Origin of the sequence: Sorangium sp. So ce426 (assembly GCF_051475585.1) — a bacterium.
Classification (GTDB): Bacteria; Myxococcota_A; Polyangia; order Polyangiales; family Polyangiaceae; genus Sorangium; species Sorangium cellulosum_B.
The window spans coordinates 3,775,631-3,792,854 of sequence record NZ_CP150341.1; the positions used below are offsets into that span (position 1 = coordinate 3,775,631).

11 protein-coding genes are annotated in these 17,224 nt (G+C 71.3%); 6 read left to right on the plus strand and 5 right to left on the minus strand.

The genetic code is table 11. From position 1 onward, the window contains the following. Window positions 1-203 precede the first annotated feature (203 nt). From WMF44_RS14255 to WMF44_RS14270, 4 genes are all read left to right on the plus strand, one after another. Window positions 204-2,276 (plus strand): hypothetical protein, encoded by a 2,073-nt coding sequence (locus WMF44_RS14255; RefSeq protein WP_437299657.1) that lies wholly within the window; start codon window positions 204-206, stop codon window positions 2,274-2,276. Then, the gene (locus tag WMF44_RS14260) at window positions 2,273-2,857 is read left to right on the plus strand and encodes a hypothetical protein (RefSeq protein ID WP_437299658.1); all 585 of its coding nucleotides are present in this window, start codon (window positions 2,273-2,275) and stop codon (window positions 2,855-2,857) included. The genes WMF44_RS14255 and WMF44_RS14260 overlap by 4 nt, the downstream gene beginning before the upstream one ends. Before the next feature lie 407 nt (window positions 2,858-3,264). Beyond that, the gene (locus WMF44_RS14265) at window positions 3,265-3,642 is read left to right on the plus strand and encodes a hypothetical protein (RefSeq protein ID WP_437299659.1); all 378 of its coding nucleotides are present in this window, start codon (window positions 3,265-3,267) and stop codon (window positions 3,640-3,642) included. A 16-nt stretch (window positions 3,643-3,658) separates the two neighbouring features. Then, window positions 3,659-6,118, plus strand: coding sequence for a SpoIIE family protein phosphatase (locus tag WMF44_RS14270; protein ID WP_437299660.1), 2,460 nt, complete (start codon window positions 3,659-3,661; stop codon window positions 6,116-6,118). 19 nt (window positions 6,119-6,137) lie between these two features. Here the strand turns inward: WMF44_RS14270 and WMF44_RS14275 are convergent, their stop codons facing one another. Genes WMF44_RS14275 through WMF44_RS14295 form a run of 5 tightly spaced genes read right to left on the minus strand, consistent with a single transcriptional unit; the run spans window position 6,138 to window position 13,997 of the window. Beyond that, entirely contained in the window at window positions 6,138-7,502 is a 1,365-nt protein-coding gene (locus tag WMF44_RS14275; protein ID WP_437299661.1) for a purine-cytosine permease family protein, read from the minus strand. Further along, window positions 7,499-8,596 (minus strand): DUF917 domain-containing protein, encoded by a 1,098-nt coding sequence (locus tag WMF44_RS14280; protein ID WP_437299662.1) that lies wholly within the window; start codon window positions 8,594-8,596, stop codon window positions 7,499-7,501. The genes WMF44_RS14275 and WMF44_RS14280 overlap by 4 nt, the downstream gene beginning before the upstream one ends. A gap of 10 nt (window positions 8,597-8,606) precedes the next feature. Then, entirely contained in the window at window positions 8,607-10,148 is a 1,542-nt protein-coding gene (locus WMF44_RS14285; protein WP_437299663.1) for a hydantoinase/oxoprolinase N-terminal domain-containing protein, read from the minus strand. 30 nt (window positions 10,149-10,178) lie between these two features. Beyond that, window positions 10,179-11,900: a hydantoinase B/oxoprolinase family protein gene (locus WMF44_RS14290; RefSeq protein WP_437299664.1), complete on the minus strand. Its 1,722-nt coding sequence runs from the start codon at window positions 11,898-11,900 to the stop codon at window positions 10,179-10,181. A gap of 33 nt (window positions 11,901-11,933) precedes the next feature. Continuing rightward, complete coding sequence (locus tag WMF44_RS14295; protein WP_437299665.1) at window positions 11,934-13,997, minus strand: hydantoinase/oxoprolinase family protein; 2,064 nt, start codon at window positions 13,995-13,997, stop codon at window positions 11,934-11,936. Window positions 13,998-14,344: 347 nt separating this feature from the next. Between WMF44_RS14295 and WMF44_RS14300 the strand changes: the two genes are divergently transcribed. After that, the gene (locus WMF44_RS14300; protein ID WP_437299666.1) at window positions 14,345-15,937 is read left to right on the plus strand and encodes a YifB family Mg chelatase-like AAA ATPase; all 1,593 of its coding nucleotides are present in this window, start codon (window positions 14,345-14,347) and stop codon (window positions 15,935-15,937) included. Between the two features lie 161 nt (window positions 15,938-16,098). After that, window positions 16,099-17,127 (plus strand): recombinase RecA, encoded by a 1,029-nt coding sequence (gene recA / locus WMF44_RS14305; protein WP_437299667.1) that lies wholly within the window; start codon window positions 16,099-16,101, stop codon window positions 17,125-17,127. Window positions 17,128-17,224: the final 97 nt, after the last annotated feature.

The following is a 17,224-nucleotide window of genomic DNA, read 5'->3' on the forward strand; positions in this document are numbered from 1 at the left end:
GAGAGGTTCTCTTGCTTTGCTGTGGGAAGTTGCCACGGATCAGCAGAGAAACCGCCATGGCGCCGAGGTCGCCAAGGAAAGAGGGGAGGGCTGTCGCAGGCGCCGCGACGCCTCCCGCGCAGCGGTGGCCGGTGCGCGGAGGATCGGGACCGACGGTGCCGAGGAATACGGACGCCAGGCGCCGTCGTTGGCACGGGCGACCGATGAAGCACCGACCATCAACCCTCCTCCTGGCCGCGCTCCTCGCCGCGGCCTGCTCGCGCCCTTCCAGAGAGACGCCGGCCGTCGAGCGCAGCGCCGAAGTCGCCGGGACGGCGGCGCCGGCTCCGCCGGCCTCTCCGCCGCCGCAGAAGCTCGAGGCCGTCACGCGGGTCGGCAGCGCGCTCGCGCGCGCGCCGCAGGACGACGCGCTCTATCTGGCCGACGAGGACCACGCCGTCCTCCGGCGCATCCCGCTCCCCGTCGACGTGAGCACGCCCCCTGTCGAGATCGCCATGCCGGGGCGGCCGGCGCAGGTGCTCGCGCTCGCGGACCGCGTGCTCGTCACGATCCGCGATCCCGGGCTCCTCCTAATCTTGCGGCCCGATCCGGCGGCGGGGCTCGTGGAAGCGGCCCGCGTGCCCCTGCCGGCCGACGCCTGGGGGCTCGCGATCACGCCCGATGAGCGCACGGCGCTCGTCACGAGCGCATGGGCCGGCAAGGTCTCCGCGGTGGACCTCGCGACCGCGACCGCGACATGGGCCATCGATGTCCCGCGCGAGCCCCGCGGCGTCGTGATCCGCGAGGACGGCGCGGCCGCGTACGTCACGCACCTGACGTCCGCCTCGCTCACCCGGATCGCGCTGGGTGGCGCTCCCGAGGCCCGGCCGGTCGCCCTCCCTCCGTCGCCTTTCCGGGCTCCTCATGGCAAGTCGCTCTCCGCGTCGCTCGGCTACGCGGCCGCGCTCTCGCCGGATGGCCGCCGCCTCTTCGTCGCGCGCCACGCGCTCGGCGCGCTCGGTGAACAGGCGTGGTTCGGCGCCTCCACGGTCGACGTCCTCGTGACGAGCGACGAGGCGCCCCTCGCGCCCCGGCGCCGCCAGGGCGCGCCGCTCTGGCGGGCGAGCGCGCTCGACGATGCCGCGTTCGACGACGCGGAGCTGGAGCTCCCCAACACATCGCTCGCCCCGTTCGTCCAGCCGCGCGCGCTCGTGTACCGGAAGAGCACCCGCACCCTGCTCGTCGCCAGCGAGGGCACCGACACCCTGGTGGAGCTCGACGCGCTCGCGGTCGATCCGGCGCTCCGGCCGCTCCGCACCTACCATCTCGGCCGCCATGCGGGCCCCGACATCTACGTGGCGACCCTGTGCGGCGCGCCCAGCGGCGTCGCGCTGTCCGCGGACGAGTCCATGGCGTGGGTGTCTTGCCGTTCCACGGACGCCCTCGCGATCGTCCGCCTCGACGAGCACCGCGACGGCGCTCCGTTCGAGCCGAGCCCCGTGCCGTACATCGCGCTGGCCGACGCGCCGGTCCCGCAGCGGGCCGCCCTTGGCCGGAAGCTCTTCTACAACGCGGTCGACTGGGGCACGAGCGGCGGCCTCGGGTGCGCTGGCTGCCATCCGGACGGGCGCGACGACGGCCACGTGTGGCACGAGGCCCACGTGATGGACATCGGCGGCGAGAGCGTCAATTTCCTCGGATCCGCCGAGAACCAGCCGGTCGACGTGGAGCCGCGCGGCGGCGTGCCCCGGCAGACTCCCATGCTCGCGGGTCGCGTGTCGGCCGAGGGGCCTTATGGCTGGAACGCCCAGAGCGAGAGCCTGGCGGAGCGCCTCCGCGAGGGGTTCGGCCTTCACCGGTGGGGGCCCGGTGGTCTAGGCGAGGGCGAGCTCGCCCTGAGGGCGCGCCACCTGGCCGCGTTCCTGCGCGCGGGCCTCGTGCCGCCGCCCAGGGAGGCGCGGAAGCTCACGCCGCAGGAGGAGCATGGCCGCGCCCTCTTCATGAGCGACACGGCGCAGTGCGCTCGCTGCCACGTGCCCGAGACGGAGCACACCGACCGCATGGGCTACCCGATGCCCGGGTTCGCGGCGCGGCCCGGGTTCGCGGACGAGAAGGCGGGCCAGGTGTTCAAGACGCCCTCGCTGCGCTTCGTCGGCGGGACAGCGCCCTATTACCACGATGGATCCGCGAAGACGCTCGAAGAGGTCATCGACGAAAACCAGGACCGGATGGGTCGCACCAGCCACATGTCGAGGAATGACAAGGCGGCGCTCGCCGCCTTCTTGAGGACGTTATGAAGAAGAGAGCGGTGCTCGGGATGGTCCTGCTCGGCGCGCTCGCGCCGGCGCAGGCCGCGGAGTCGGTGCTCGCCCCGGCGGGAGGCGCGGCGGCCGGGCCGCAGGCGGGCGACGCGGGAGGCTCGGCGGACGCGGGAGGAGGCGCGGAGGCGCCGCAGAAGCGCGCGCTCGAGGCGACGCCGCCGCCCCCCGAGCGAACGGCGCGGCCGGCAGCGGCCGAGTGGGACGCCGCGGAGCAGGTGTCGCTCGCGCGCGTCGCGAGGGGCGGCGCGTGCAAGGCGCGCCGGCAGCGCGAGTGGCTGCGGATCGATTGCAGCGTTCCGTCGGTGGTCGCCGTGAGGCCGCTCGGCGCTGGGGCCGGAGGCGAGTTTGTCTCGGTCGGCGAGCACAGGGCCGACGAGGACGGTTCCTTTCCGTCGAGCGTCTCGGTGATCTTCCCCGTCCGGATCGGCGACAGGAGGGTCATCGAGATCCTCTCGATCGAGGAAGGATACCGCTTCCAGACCGGGCTCTCGACGAGCATCATGATCTCCGAGCAATGGCTCGAAGGCGACGCCGGGCCGCTCGTCAGCGCGCTCTGAAACCACGCCGGCGCGACGCGCGACCGCCGACGCGCTTCCCTGCGCCTGCCCGGCGAGGCGCCACGCGCCCGGACGACATCCACACGAATCCGGAGGCATCCCGCGCTCCGAGCCGGGATGCCGCGATCGAGCGGGCGCGCTCTGCATCGAGAGCCTCTTCGCGAAATGTTGCGGTGCTCACCGTGCGACGCCGCATCGTGCGCGTCTTCCCCTGGCTACCCGCGCTCACGCATGGCGCATGGCGCGTGCCGAGAGCACCCCGCGCGGCTCGCGGGAAGGGATTGGATCCGGCGCGACTACGTCGTAGTGTGGAGAGCTCGCATCGACCATCACACCGGCCGTCGGCTGCGGCATCCAGAGGACCGAGCCGACGGTCGTCGCGCGCTCGGTCGAGAGATGGAGAAGGGATGAGCTGCTTGAGCGTGGATCCTGTCGTCACCGACAGCTTCGGGATCGAGCCAGCCTTGAGGGACGACACCCTCAGCGTCAAGCTCACCGGCACGGGGGACATGGCGGCATCTCCGCCGCTCAGCAGGTACGTCAAGGCGCTGGAGGGCGAGGTGATGCGCCTCTCGGTGAGCACCGTCGAGTTCGACGTGCGCGACCTGCGCTTCATGAGCTCGAGCTGCCTCAAGGCGTTCGTCGGCTTCATCTGCGGCCTGATGGGCCATGGCCTCAAATGCAGGATACGGTTCGTCACGGACGCGCGGCGCACATGGCAGCGTCGGAGCCTGAAGCCCCTGGATCGCATATGCCCGGAGCTGGTCTCGATCGCGGATGCATGATCGAGAGCCCGAGGCCATGACGAGGAAGCGTCGGACGCTCGCGTTTCTGATCGACAATGTCGTTGGCGACTACCAGTCCGAGCTGCGCGCCGGGATCGAGCGCGGCGCCGCGGCGCACGACGTCAACCTGCTGACGGCGTTCAGCGACCCGGCCATGGCTCGCCGGCCGGAGGTGGCCGACCGGGGAACCTTCTATCACCTCATCGGCCCTGAGACCGCCGACGGCGTCATCGTCGCCTCGTCGACGCTCTCCCCTTACGGCGGCATGGAGGTCATGCGATCGTTCTGCCGGTCCTTCGCGCCGCTGCCGGTGTGCAGCATCGGGACCGCGATCGACGGTGTGCCGAGCCTGATGGTCGACAACGCCCTCGGGAGCGAGATATCGGTCGGGCACATGGCGGACGAGCACGGGTGCCGGCGCATCGCGTACATCGGCGGCCCGAGCAGCAGCGAGGAGGCCGCGCTGCGCGCCGGCGGGTACCGGAGGGCGCTTGCGGCGCGGGCGCTCCCTTGCGACGAGCGCCTCCTCGTGTTCGGTGGGTTCACGATCCCGACGGGGCGCGCGGCGATGCGCGAGCTCCTGGCTCGCGGGGTGGCGTTCGACGCCGTGGTGGCGGCCAACGACAGGATGGCGCTCGGGGCGATCGAGGTGCTCAAGGCCGAGGGACGCCGCATCCCGGAAGACGTCCTCGTTTGCGGGTTCGATGACGTCGGCATCGCTCGCTTCACGAAGCCGTCGTTGACGACGGTGCGCCAGCCGATCGAGCGGCTCGGGGGGATGGCCGTGAGCACGGTCCTCCGCATGATCGACGGTGAGGCTGTCGAGGCGCTGCAGCTCGCGCGTGTGGAGCTCACGCAGCGCGAGTCCTGCGGCTGCGGGTACCGCGCGGGCGACACGTTCCTTCAGCCGGTCCCCTCGGTGCGCGGCTTTCCGCGCCCCATCGCGGATCAGCGGGCGTCGTTGGAGCGCGCGCTCGCCAGCAGCGTGGCGATCCCGAGGGGCGCCCTCGACGGCTGGGCGGGCGACCTGCTCGCCGCGATGGAGGCGGAGCTCGCGGGCGACGAGGGGCGCTTCCTGCGCGCGCTCCAGGCGCTCCTCGACGGGGCGAGGCGCGAGGGCGTGCTCCTCGAGGAGTTCCAGGCGGTGATATCGCTCTTGCGATCGCGGGTACAGGGGTCGCCCGTGGGCGGCGACGCAGCGCTGGAGCAGCTCTGGCACGCTGCGCGCATCCTGATCGGGAGCGAGTGCGTGCACGTCGAGGGGGAGCAGCGGCTGAACGTCGAGCTCGCCGCGATCGATGTCACCTACGGCGCGCGGGGCTTCTCCGCGTGCTTGAGCCTGCCCGTGCTCAAGGGGCTATTGGCGTCGGAGCTGCCGAGGATGCGGTTCTCGGACGTCGCCGTGTCGCTGTACGACGACGCTCAGCACGCCACGATGAAGCCGCTGTTCGTGATGGAGGACGGCCACGAGGTGGAGGTGCCGGCCGTGAGCTTCCCGGCGCACCGCCTCGCGCCCCCGGGCTTCCTGGACGCCGACGAGCGCATCAGCAGGATCGTGCTTCCGGTCGCGTTCGGCGACGAGGAGAGGTTCGGCGTCGCGGTGCTCGACCACCGCGCCAGCGGGATGATGTACGAGGTGCTGCGCCTCCAGCTCGGCTCCGCGGTCAAGGCCGCGGCGCTGCACCGGCAGGTCGTCCGGGAGGTGGAGCTGCGCGAGCGGCTGGAGCAGGAGCGGGTCCGTCAGGAGAGCCAGGTCGCGGCGCGCATCCAGACCACGCTGGTGCCGAAGCAGCTCTCTATCGAGGGGCTCGACCTCTGCGCGGTCATGAAGCCGGCGGCCGAGGTCGGCGGTGATTACTACGATGTGATCCCGGCGAACGGGGGCGGGTGGCTGGGGATCGGCGACGTCGCGGGGCACGGGCTCGCGGCGGGTCTCATCATGCTGATGATCCAGAGCATGGTATCGGCGCTCACGTGCAACGACCCGGCCGCGAGCCCGGCGAAGGTCATCACGGCGCTCAACAAGGCGATCTACAAGAACGTCCGCGATCGTCTGGAGCGCGACGAGCACGCGACGCTCCTCTTGCTCCGGTACGAGCGCAACGGGCGCGTGACGTTCGCGGGCGCGCACGACGATCTGGTCGTGTGCTCGGCGCGGACGCGGCGCTGCGGGTGCATTCCGAGCTCAGGCGTCTGGATCGGCGCGCTGCCCGAGATCGGCGCGCTGACGCGGGATGCCGAGCTTTACCTTGGGGATGGGGACGTGCTCGTGCTCTATAGCGATGGCGTGACCGAGGCGCGGAACGCCCATCACGAGCAGTTCGGGCTGGAGCGGCTCTGCGCCGTCATCGAGGCTGTCCAGACGGAGCCTGTCGGCGTGATCCGCGACCGGATCCTCGATGCGGTCGAGGGGTGGTGCCCGAGCCCGGACGACGACATCACGATCGTCGTGGCGAGGTATCGCGCGCCCGAGTAGCTGCGGCGGGCGGCGCTCTTCATGAAGCCGCTTTCCCCCGATTCAGCGTGACGTGGGCGAGCAAGCCGCCCAGGAGCGCGTTGATGGCCGGGATGCCGGCGTCGATGAGATATCCCGCCGCCACGCCGCCTGCCCAGGCGAGGAGCGGTCGAAGACTCGGGGGTTCCACCTGCGCGGGAAGCGAGCCGGCGGACCGGGTGCGCTCGAGCACCGCGCGATGTCGGCGCACGACGTAGTATTCGGCGATCATGATGCCGGCGATAGGCGGGAAAGCGATCCCGAGCAGCGTGAGAAATCCGATGAGGTGCTCCAGGATCCCGGCGATCGAGAGCGCCGTCCCCGCCGTACCCACCGCGAGCGTCATCGCGCTCCGCGGGACGTGTCGGTTCGTCGTCTGATGGACCGTGTTCACCAGGGCGAGGGAGGCCGAGTACAGATTCCAGTCGTTGATCTTCACCGTGGCCGTTACGAGGATCGCCGCGCCAGCGACCCCGACCTCCGTCGTCACGATGTGGACGACATCCGCGCTCTGGACGGCGTGCGCCAGGAGCACGCCGGTGAGGCCGATCGTGTACTCGCCGAGAGTCACGCCGACGAGCGTTTGCTTTACCACGTCGGCCGCCGAACGGTTGTAGCGGGTCATGTCCGGGGTGAGGACCGCGCCCACGATGAACCCGCCGGCCACCAGCGTCGCGCCGGCTGCGATGCTCATGGGCTCTCCTGGTGGAGGCATCGATAGGAGGTCGGCCAGCTCGTGCCGGGCGAGGGCGCTCCGGATGGCCCAGGCGCTGAGGGCGAGGAAGAGCGGAACCGTGATGTACGAGGTCCAGGCCATCGAGCTGAACCCGTAGATCACGATCAACGTGACGGCCGCCCCGGTGAGGACGCAATAGACCCACAGCGGCACCTGCGTGCCGGCGAGCGCCGCGAGGCCCTTGGCGAAGATGGCGTTCTGGACACCGAACCACCCGACCAGGCTCACCGCCGTGCACAGGCCGAACAGAGACGAGCCGTGGCGTCCCAGGCCGGTCCACTGGGCGAGGACATACGTGGACAGGCCCTCTCGCTGGCCGGCGATTCCGGTGAGCACCGCGACGACCTCCAGGAGGACGACACCCAGCGTTATCGCCCAGAAGGCGCCCCAGAAGGTCATGTGGAAGCCGAGCGTGGCGCCGAGGAGGAGCTGCGACAGCGCGGAGAGCTCGCCGAACCGCTGGACGGCGACGCTCCACCACGGGTAGCGCGCGGCCTCGGGCACCCGGGCAAGGGGGAAGTCGTCGCGCCCGATCGCGGCCCAGCGCCGCGCCCGGGCCGTGGCCGCGCGGCCGTGGTGCTGGCCCGCGCGCGGCGTCTCGCGTGTCTCGGGTCCATCGCGCGCGCTCACGGCTCGCTCTCCTCGAGGGGGACGAAATCGAGATCGATGCCGAAGGCGCGGGGCCCGAAGACCTCCAGCGCCTCGGGTGTGCGCAGGAGCGGCGGCGCCGCCACGCCGATGACCTTCACCTGCTGCCCGTAGCGCAGCGCCTCCGTGGCGATCGGCTCCGCGGTCTCGCGATCCAGGATGCACACGAGATCAGGCACGCTGCACAGGACGCGCGTCCCGACGCGGGCGACCAGATTCTCGTTCTGGATCAGCACCTCCAGCGTCTCCCCGGAGCCCTCGGTGTCCTGGAGTTGCACCCAGCCCCTGGCGAAGCCCTCCGTAGTGCGGCGGTAGACCTCGATCACCTTGCCAGTCCAGAGGACGCGGCCGTGACGGTAGGGCGTCTCTCGGAGGGCACCGACGAGGCGATCGAACGGATCTCTGTGCTGCTCGTTCGCCTCCCGGATCGCCTTCCCGAGCGCCAGGCAGACGCCCAGGGTGCCGCCGATGGCCGCTCGCCGCACCGTCGGCCCATCCATGGGGTACTCGGCGGTGTGCGCGCAGCCTCCCATGCGGATCGTGATGCCGCGGGAGATCCACTCCATCTTGAAGTTGTCGCAGGCCGTGAGGATCACCGTGTCGCCGTGCTCGTCCGTGATGGCCATCGGCGTTCCGGGGACGCCGTGGACATGAAATGTCACCTGGTACATGTTGGGAAAGGCGCGGCCCATTCCGTCGGCGTCCACGACCGGCAGCCCGAGCTGCGCTCCCACGATGAGCGGCACGGTCGAGTTCATCCCGCCCGCCTCGGCGGGCATGGTGCATGTCGCCCGGACGCCGAGGAATGCCTCCAGGCGGCGCAGCGAGAGCGCGTTCTCGTCGCCGCGCGGTATCTTCTCGATGAGGCAGGTCGGAGCGCCCATCATCGCCGTAGGGATCACGTAATCTCCGTCTCCCACCTCCGCGAGGTGGACGATCTCCACGCGGCGCCCTTCCTCCATCACGCGCTCGAGCATCAGCCGGCCGATATAGGTATCTCCGCCGCCGCCCGTGCCCAGGAAGGCGGCGCCGAGCGACAGGTCGGGCAGGTCCTTGCGCTCCAGCACGAATCCCATCCCAGCCTCCTCACCCGTTCCGCAGATCGCCGATCGCCTTGACCCGGATCCGGGTCGCGTTGGACGGCAGGTAGGCGAGCGGCACCTCCTCGATGTCGAGGAGGTGGATGCTGGCCGGGTCAGCGCCTGCGGCCGAGGCCTTCGCGATCGCCTCCGCCTGCGCCTCTGCCAGCGCGTCGTCCCGGGATCGGCTCTCCAGGTTGACGACCCGGTCCACCTCGCCGGACACGTGCGCGATGGCGGCGCCGACCGCGTTGGCGACCTCGGCGTGCCGAGGCCTGACGATCTCGGAGGTCCCCTGGAGCGGCCTGCAAATCAGCGAGGAGCCCCCGCCTACCAGGACGACCGGAATGTCCGCCGCCGCGGGCTTGCCCCGATCGATGGCGGCCTCGACCATCTCGTGGATCCGCAGCGCCGCGCGCGCGACGAGCTCGTCTGCCAGGTGCGCGACTTTCGCGCGGTCGCCCATGACAGCGCACCCTGCGGCCACGGCGATGTCCGTGGCGGTCAGCGTGTCGCCCCCGAACACCAGCGCTCGCTGCGTCAGCTCGTGGCCGGTGCTTCGCGGCCCGATCCGGAGAGGTCCGTCGAGCACATGGCTTCCGCCGCCGAGCCCGATGGACAGGACGTCGGGCATGCGGAAGTTGCAGCGCACGCCAGCCACCCGCAGCGTCATCGACGCTTCGCGCGGCAGCCCGCGGCGCAGCGCGCCCACGTCGGTGGTGGTGCCGCCGATATCGACCACCATCGCGTCCGCGAGGCCCGTGAGGAAAGCGGCGCCGCGCATCGAGTTCGTGGGGCCCGAGCACAAGGTGAAGGCCGGATAGCGCTCCGCCCGGTCGGAGCTCATCAGGGTGCCATCGTTCTGGGTGAGATAGAGCGGCGCCAAGACGCCGGCCTGCGCCAAGGCATCGTGGAACGCTCGGATCGTCGTCGTCGAAACGTCCTTGAGGCAGGCGTTCAAAATGGCGGCGTTCTCCCGCTCGAGGAGCCCCATCCGGCCGATCTCGTGCGACAGGCTGAGGGAGGCGTCCGGCAGCACCTCCCGCAGGATCGCCGCGGCCTCGAGCTCGGCCTCGGGGTTGACGGGTGAAAAGACGCTGGCGATCGCGACGGAGCGGAGGCCTCTCCGGCCGATCTCCCGGGCGATGCGGCGCAGCTCGCCGGCCTCGACGGGCGACAGCCGGCGACCGTCGAACTCGTGACCTCCATGGGCCAGAAACCCGTGGTCGCCAAGCGCCCTGCGCAGATCGCAAGGCCAGTCCACCATCGGCGGCAGCGCCGCGGTCGCCGGCAGTCCGAGCCGCACCGCCGCGACCTCCTGCAGCCGGCGGCGCTCCACGAGCGCATTCGTGAAATGGGTGGTGCCGAGCATGACGCCGCGGATCTGGCCGACCGGCACCCGCGCTCGTTCCAAGAGGCGGCTCACAGCCTCCAGGACACCGCCGCTCACGTCGGTCGTGGTCGGCACCTTGACCTTCGCCACGACCTCCGCGCCGTCCATCATCACGGCGTCGGTGTTGGTCCCGCCGACGTCGATCCCCATGCGCATGAGCAGTCACCTCCGCCTGAAGCCGCGGGTTCATGCCTTGTCGGAGCGGAGGGGCGAAGGCGCCGGCTCCTCCGCGTCGCGCAGGCCGTAATCGCGCCTGGCCTGCTCCTCGGTGATGTAGCCGCAGCGCAGATCGTCGAGCACGCGCGCGCGGCTCCGCCGCGCGGGATCGCCGTACCCGCCGCCCGTGCCCGTGTGGAGCCGGCACAGCTCACCCCGCTTGAGGAGGTGACGGGCGCACTTGCCCATCGCTCTCCGGCTGCCGTCCTCGTGCACGAACTCCAGGTAGTTGGGCGAGCCCTGGTGGCCGCCGTTCAGCCCCCACGGCGGGAATCGATGCCGACCGAAGGTCGCGGTCACCGTAGCCCACGCCGACGTGATGCGGTAATCGCGCACGAGGCCCCGCCCGCCGCGGCGCTCTCCCGCCCCGCCGTCCACGATATCCAGCGCGTACTGCTCGACGCGGAGCCCATAGCGGGTCTCGCAGATCTCGACGGGGATCATGTAGGTCTCGCCGTCGCCGGCGCAGACGAGGCCGTTCTCGCCGTCCTTGTCCGCGCCCGCCCCCCAGCCGCCCGCCTGTGGCTCGACGAGGAGAAAGGGAGTTCCATCGTCGGGGTGGATGCCATGGATGATCGTACCGCAGACGGAGAGGAAATGTCCGGCGGTCAGGCGACGCGGGGCGAGGTGCGCCAGGGCCTTCCAGACGAGCTCGGTCGCGTACTGCATCGTCTCCCAGTAGGTGGAGACGGGGGCCGGCCTTTCCGCCGTGAAGATCGTCCCCGGAGGGCACACGATCTGGACCGGTCGGAACACGCCTTCATTGGTCGGGAGCAGAGGATCGGTGATCGCCTTCCAGGCCTGGCGTACCGCCGAATGCAGGCCGGTGCGGCCGCAGTTGATCGGCCCCGGCACCTGCGCGCTCGTCCCTGTGAAATCGCAGAGGAAGCTGTCGTCGATCGTCACCTTCACCCGCACCTCGAACGGGCCGTTCCCGATGCCGTCGTCGTCGATGAAGTCGGTCGCGTCGTACGTCCCGCGGGGGAGCCTCGCCAGCTCCAGGCGAGCCCTGCGCTCTCCCTCGCCGAGGAGCTCCTGCATGGCGCGGAGGACGGTGCCCTTGCCGAACTTGCGGAGGATGCGGTGCAGCGCCCGCTCGCCCACGCGCAGCGCGCCCACGCAGGCGTACAGGTCGCCGAGCGTCGCGTCGGGCGTGCGCACGTTGGCCCGGATGAGCTCGAGGAGCCCCTCGTCGGGCTTGCCGGCCTCGAAGAGCTTGATGCCCGGGAACTGGAGCCCTTCCTGGAACACGTCGGTCGCGTCCGTGGTCCATGAGCCCGGGTCCTTGCCGCCCACCTCGGTCCAGTGCGCCTTGTCCACGGCGAAGGCGACGAGCTCGCCCTCATGGAAGATCGGCATGATCAGCGCGACATCGGACAGGTGCGTGCCGCCGCCCGCGTAGGGATCGTTCAGGATGACGATATCGCCGTTCGCCAGGCGCTCTCTGCCGAGCTTGTTGAGGACGTGGGCCACGGCGAAGCTCAGCGCGCCGATGAAGTCGGCGACCCCGTTGCCCTGGGTGAGGAGGTCTCCGCGCGCGTCCGTGAGCCCGGCGGCGTAGTCGAGGACCTCGTAGATGATGGGGCTCATGGCGGTCCGCTGCAGCGCGTGGAACATCTCGTCACCAGCGGCGATGAGCTCGTTCTTGATGATCTCGAGCGTGAAGGGATCGATCCTCGTCGTCGTGCTCATGACAGCTCCGTCGGTTCAGGGGTCGGCCGCGCCTCACCCGGCGGCGGGGGCGTCGATGTCGATGAGGAGGCTGCCCTGCTCGTGGACCGTGAGGCGATCTCCTGGAAACAGGACCGTCGACGCGGCCGGCTCCTCGACGACGGCCGGTCCATCGACGTGCATGCCGGGCCTCAGGCGAGCACGCTCGTAAAGGGGGCTCTGCAGGATACCGAGCTCGTCGAAGTCGACGGCGCGGGCGCCTTTGCGCGCGGGCGCGGGATCCGGCGGCGAGCGCTCGAGCCGCGCCGCGCGCGGCCTGTCCACGGCGCCGAGGGCTGCGACGTGGAGGCTCACGATCTCCACCGCCGCGTCCAGGCGGAACGTGTAGTTCTGCTCGTGGAGCGCGTGGAAGCGCTCGATGGTTTCTTCCAGGGCGGTGCTATCCAGCGCGCCGGCGGGGAGGGGGACCTTGACCGTATGCTCCTGGCCTGCATAACGCAGCTCGGCGAAGCGGCGCGTGGAGACGCGGGCCGGGTCGATCCCTCCCCGGCAGACGCGGGCGCTGCTCTCGTGCTCGAGCTCCTGGAGGAGCGCGGCGAGCGCGGTCGTCTGCGACGGCTGGGCGCGCACCATCGCGGTTCGGACGATGTCGGCCCGCATATCGGCCATGAGCATGCCCCAGGCCGAGAAATGCGCCGGCGCGACAGGGATGACGACCCGCCGGATCCGGAGGCCGCGCGCCAGGGCCGAGGCGTGCATGGAGCCGCCGCCTCCGAAAGCGATAAGCGCGAACTCCCGCGGATCGTGCCCGCGGCGGAGGGTCATGCGCCTGAGCAAGCCCTCCGTGATCGCGTTCGCGAGGCGGAGGATCCCCCGGGCGGCCTCGGGCTCAGTGACGCCGCACTGCGCGGCGATGCGGCGGATCGCCCTGCGGGCGGCCTGCACGTCGAGCGGGATCCGACCGCCGAGGAAGTACGCGGGGTTGATGCGGCCGCAAAGGAGGTTCGCGTCGGTGGTGGTCGGCTCCTCTCCTCCTCGACCGTAGCAGGCCGGCCCCGACACGGCGCCTGCCGACCGCGGGCCGACCTCTAGCCGTCCGGCGTCGTCGATGCGGGCGATGGAGCCGCCGCCGGCGCCGATCTCCGCGATGTCGACCACCGGGATCATGAGGGGGTATCCGGGGGACGTCGGGGTCCACTCCACCTTGTACTCGGTGGTGACGCGCGCCTCTCCGCCCTGGAGGACAGCGCATTTGGCGGTCGTGCCCCCGATGTCGAGGGAGATGATGTCGTGCTCTCCGAGGAGCTGCCCGAGGGCGATGGCGCCGAGCACGCTGCCCGCAGGCCCGGACTCGACGAGGCGGATGGGCGCGGCGCGCGCGTCGGGAAACGTGGTGATGCCGCCGCTCGACTGCATGACATGGAGCGATGTGCCCGCCGCGCCGAGCCCGGTCAGGCTGCTCTCCAGGCCGCTCAGGTACGCGGCGGCGAGCGGCTGGACATAGGCGTTCAGCACTGCGGTGCTCGTGCGTTCGTACTCGCGCCACTCCCGCGTGATCTCGGACGACGCGCTCACCGGCGTGGAGGGGGCCTCCGTCCGTGCGATCTCGGCGGCGCGGCGCTCGTGGGCCGGGTTCCGGTAGGCGTGCAGGAAGCAGATGGCGATCGCGCGGGCGCCCCGGTCGAGGAGCGCGCGGACGCCGCGCCGGACGCCGTCCTCGTCCAGGGGCGTGAGCGCCTCGCCCTTGTGGTCCATCCGCTCCGTGACCTCAAGGCGGAGATGTCGGGGGACGAAGGGCTCGGGCTTGCGGAAGGAGAAGTTGTAGATGTCCGGCCGGTTGGCCCGGCCGATCTCCAGCACGTCGCGAAAGCCCCGCGTCGTGAGCAGCCCAGTGCGCGCGCCTTTGCGCTCGGTGAGGGCGTTGATGATCAAGGTGGTGCCGTGGATGAAAGCCCGTATCCGGGCGGCCTCGATCCGTGCTGGATCGAGGGTCTCCAGGACGCCGCGCGTGAGATCGTCCGGTGTGGTGGGGACCTTGGCCAGCGAGAGCTCCCCTGTGTCCTCATCGAAGGCGACGAGGTCGGTGAACGTCCCGCCGATGTCGCTGGCAACACGCATGAGCACGTCTTCCTGGACGGGTCGAGCCACCCGTGCCGCTGGGCCGGGCGGTCAAGGCCGCTGGGCCGGGAGGCCAGGGCCGCTGCGCCTCGTCGGATCTCCTCCGCCGGGGCGCCATGGCAGCGCATCCGTTCCGGCTCGGATCCATCCCTGTGCTCCTGGCGCGCCCATGTCAATGATGGATCTCGCGCGCGCCTGCCAGGCGCGACGGCGGGAGTTCCGGGCACGCGTGCCGAGCCTCTGGCGGCCGCCACCTCCTCCGCCGCGTCCGCCACCCCTCCCGCCACGAATTCCCCTGCGTTCGCCGCCCTCTCCGCCTGGCACGCCTTTCGCGAAAAGGCTCCGGCATGCAGGCCACGGCGCTCACGTTCTCTCTGCTCGGGCTCGACGCGCACCCCATCCGGGTGGAGGTCGACTCGGGCCGCGGTCCGTCGTTCTTCCAGATGGTGGGCCTCGCCGAGGCGAGCGTCCGCGAGAGCCGCGTGCGCGTCCGCGCCGCGCTCCAGCAGCTGGGCATCGAGCTCGACGAATACGTGATCACCGTGAACCTCGCCCCGGCAGACCTCAAGAAGAGCGGCGGCGCGTACGACCTCGCCATCGCGATCGCCGCGCTCGCGGCCCTCGGCAAGGTGCCCGCCGAGGGGCTCGACCGGATTGGCCTGCTCGGCGAGCTCTCGTTGAGCGGCGCGGTGCGCCCCGTACGCGGCGTCCTGCCCGCGCTGCGCGGCGCGGCGGCGCAGGGGGTCACGCGCGCGATCGTGCCCCAGGGAAACGCGCGCGAAGCGGCGAGCGTGGCTGGTATCGACGTCCTCATCGCGGAGCACCTCGGCCAGGTCGTCGCGCACCTCCGCGGCAACAAGCCCCTCCCGGGCGCGGGGACCATGGCCGCGATCGACGCGGAGCCGAGCGCTGCAGCGGCAGATCTCGCGGAGGTCCGCGGCCAGCACGGGGCGCGCCGCGCCCTCGAGATCGCCGCTTCCGGGGGACATAACCTGATCATGGTCGGCCCGCCAGGCAGCGGAAAGACCATGATCGCTCGGCGCCTGCCAACGGTCTTGCCGCCGATGTCCTACGACGAGGCGCTCGATATCACCGCGATCCACTCCGTCGCCGGGCTGCTCTCCCCGGACAGGGGCCTCGTCGCGATTCGCCCGTTCCGCGCCCCGCATCATACCGTGAGCGCAGCGGGCCTCGTCGGCGGCGGGGATCCCATCCGCCCCGGCGAGGTCTCCCTGGCCCACCACGGGTGCCTGTTCCTCGACGAGCTGCTCGAGTTCCGCCGCGGCGTCCTCGAGGCGCTCCGCGAGCCGCTCGAAGAGGGCACGGTCGCCCTTTGCCGCGCCCGCGCCCGCGTCGTGTTCCCGGCGCGTCCGATCCTGGTGGCCGCCATCAACCCCTGTCCGTGCGGCTTTCATGGCGACCGCGGCAATCGCTGCGCCTGCTCGCTCGATCGCGTCCGCGCCTACCGCGCGCGGCTGAGCGGGCCGCTGCTCGATCGCATCGATCTTCACATCTCCTTGCCGCCCGTCGACGTCGCTCACCTGTGCGCGCCGCTCGCCGACGGCCGATCGCCGCTCGACGCGCCCGAGAGCTCCGCGGCGGTGCGGGCGCGCGTTGTCGAGGCCCGGGCCGCGCAGCGCGCGCGCTTCGAGGCGGGGGAGGTCGCGGCGACGCACAACGCCGAGCTCGGCCCGCGCGATCTCGCGCGCGTCGCCATGCCGGACGCGACCGGCGCGCGCGTGCTCGCCTCGGCCGTGGAGCGGCTCGGCCTCTCGGCGCGGGCGTACACCAAGGTGCTGCGGGTCGCCCGCACGCTCGCCGACATGGACAGGAGCTCTGCCGTGCGGGCAGCGCACGTGGCCGAGGCGATCGGCGCGCGGCTGTTCGACCGCGAGGCCGCCTGCGGGCCGGCGCCCGCCACCACCGCCGCGGGCGCCTGAGCGGCCAAGGACCACCGCGCCCGCAGCGATGCAGGCGCGATCGCGGCCGCCCCGACGGCCGCGCTGGATCGTCTGTCTGCGCGCTCGGGGGCGCGCACGTTCAGCACGCAGCAGTTGAACCGCAACAAGCAACGAACGCACGTCGAAGAGGAGAGACCGAGATGATGACCGAGATCGCTGAGAAGCTCCGCACCGTGAAGACCGTCGTCGGCACCATCGAGAAGCAGTTCGGGAAGGGGGCGATCATGTCATTGAACGACGAGAACGAGACCCGGGACATCGGCCTGATCCGGACCGGATCCCTGTCGCTCGACGCGGCGCTGGGGATCGGGGGATACCCGCGCGGGCGCATCGTGGAGATCTATGGCCCGGAGTCGTCGGGCAAGACCACGCTCACGTTGCACGCGATGCGGGAGGCGCAGCGCGCGGGCGGCGTCGCCGCGTTCATCGACGCCGAGCACGCGTTCGACGTCACGTACGCGCGCTCGGTCGGCGTCGACATCGACAGGCTGCTCGTCTCGCAGCCGGACAACGGCGAGCAGGCGCTCGAGATCGTCGAGATGCTCGCGCGCTCGAGCGCCGTCGACGTGATCGTCGTCGACTCGGTGGCTGCGCTCACGCCCAAGGCCGAGATCGAGGGGGACATGGGCGATTCGCACATGGGCCTCCAGGCGCGGCTGATGAGCCAGGCGCTGCGGAAGCTCACGGGCATATGCCACCGCACCGACACCACGCTCATCTTCATCAACCAGCTCCGGCAGAAGATCGGCGTCGTCTTCGGCAATCCCGAGGTGACGACCGGCGGCAACGCGCTCAAGTTCTACGCGAGCGTGCGGCTCGACGTGCGCCGGGTGGGGCCGGTGAAGGTGAGCGACGAGGCCATTGGAAGCAGGACGCGCGTCAAGGTGGTCAAGAACAAGATGGCTCCTCCGTTCAGAGAAGCCGAGTTCGACATCCGGTGGGGAGCGGGCATCGACGGCGCGGCGGATCTCATCGACTTCGCCTGCCAGCTCGGGGTCGTGGAGAAGAGCGGCGCGCACCTGTCGTTCGCGGGCGAGCACATCGGGCAGGGGAGGGAGCGCGCCCGCGAGGCGCTGATCGGCAAGCCGACGCTCGCCTCGTCGCTCCGCGCCGCCGTCGACGCGGCGGCGCCGGCGCGGCCCGGGGGCGGCGCGGCGATGGATTCCTGAGCGAGACCGGTGAGAGGGCGAGTCCGGCGAACGGGCGCCGCCGGACCCGCTCCTCGTATTCCACGACGACACGGCGCCTCACGAGGAGCGACGCAGC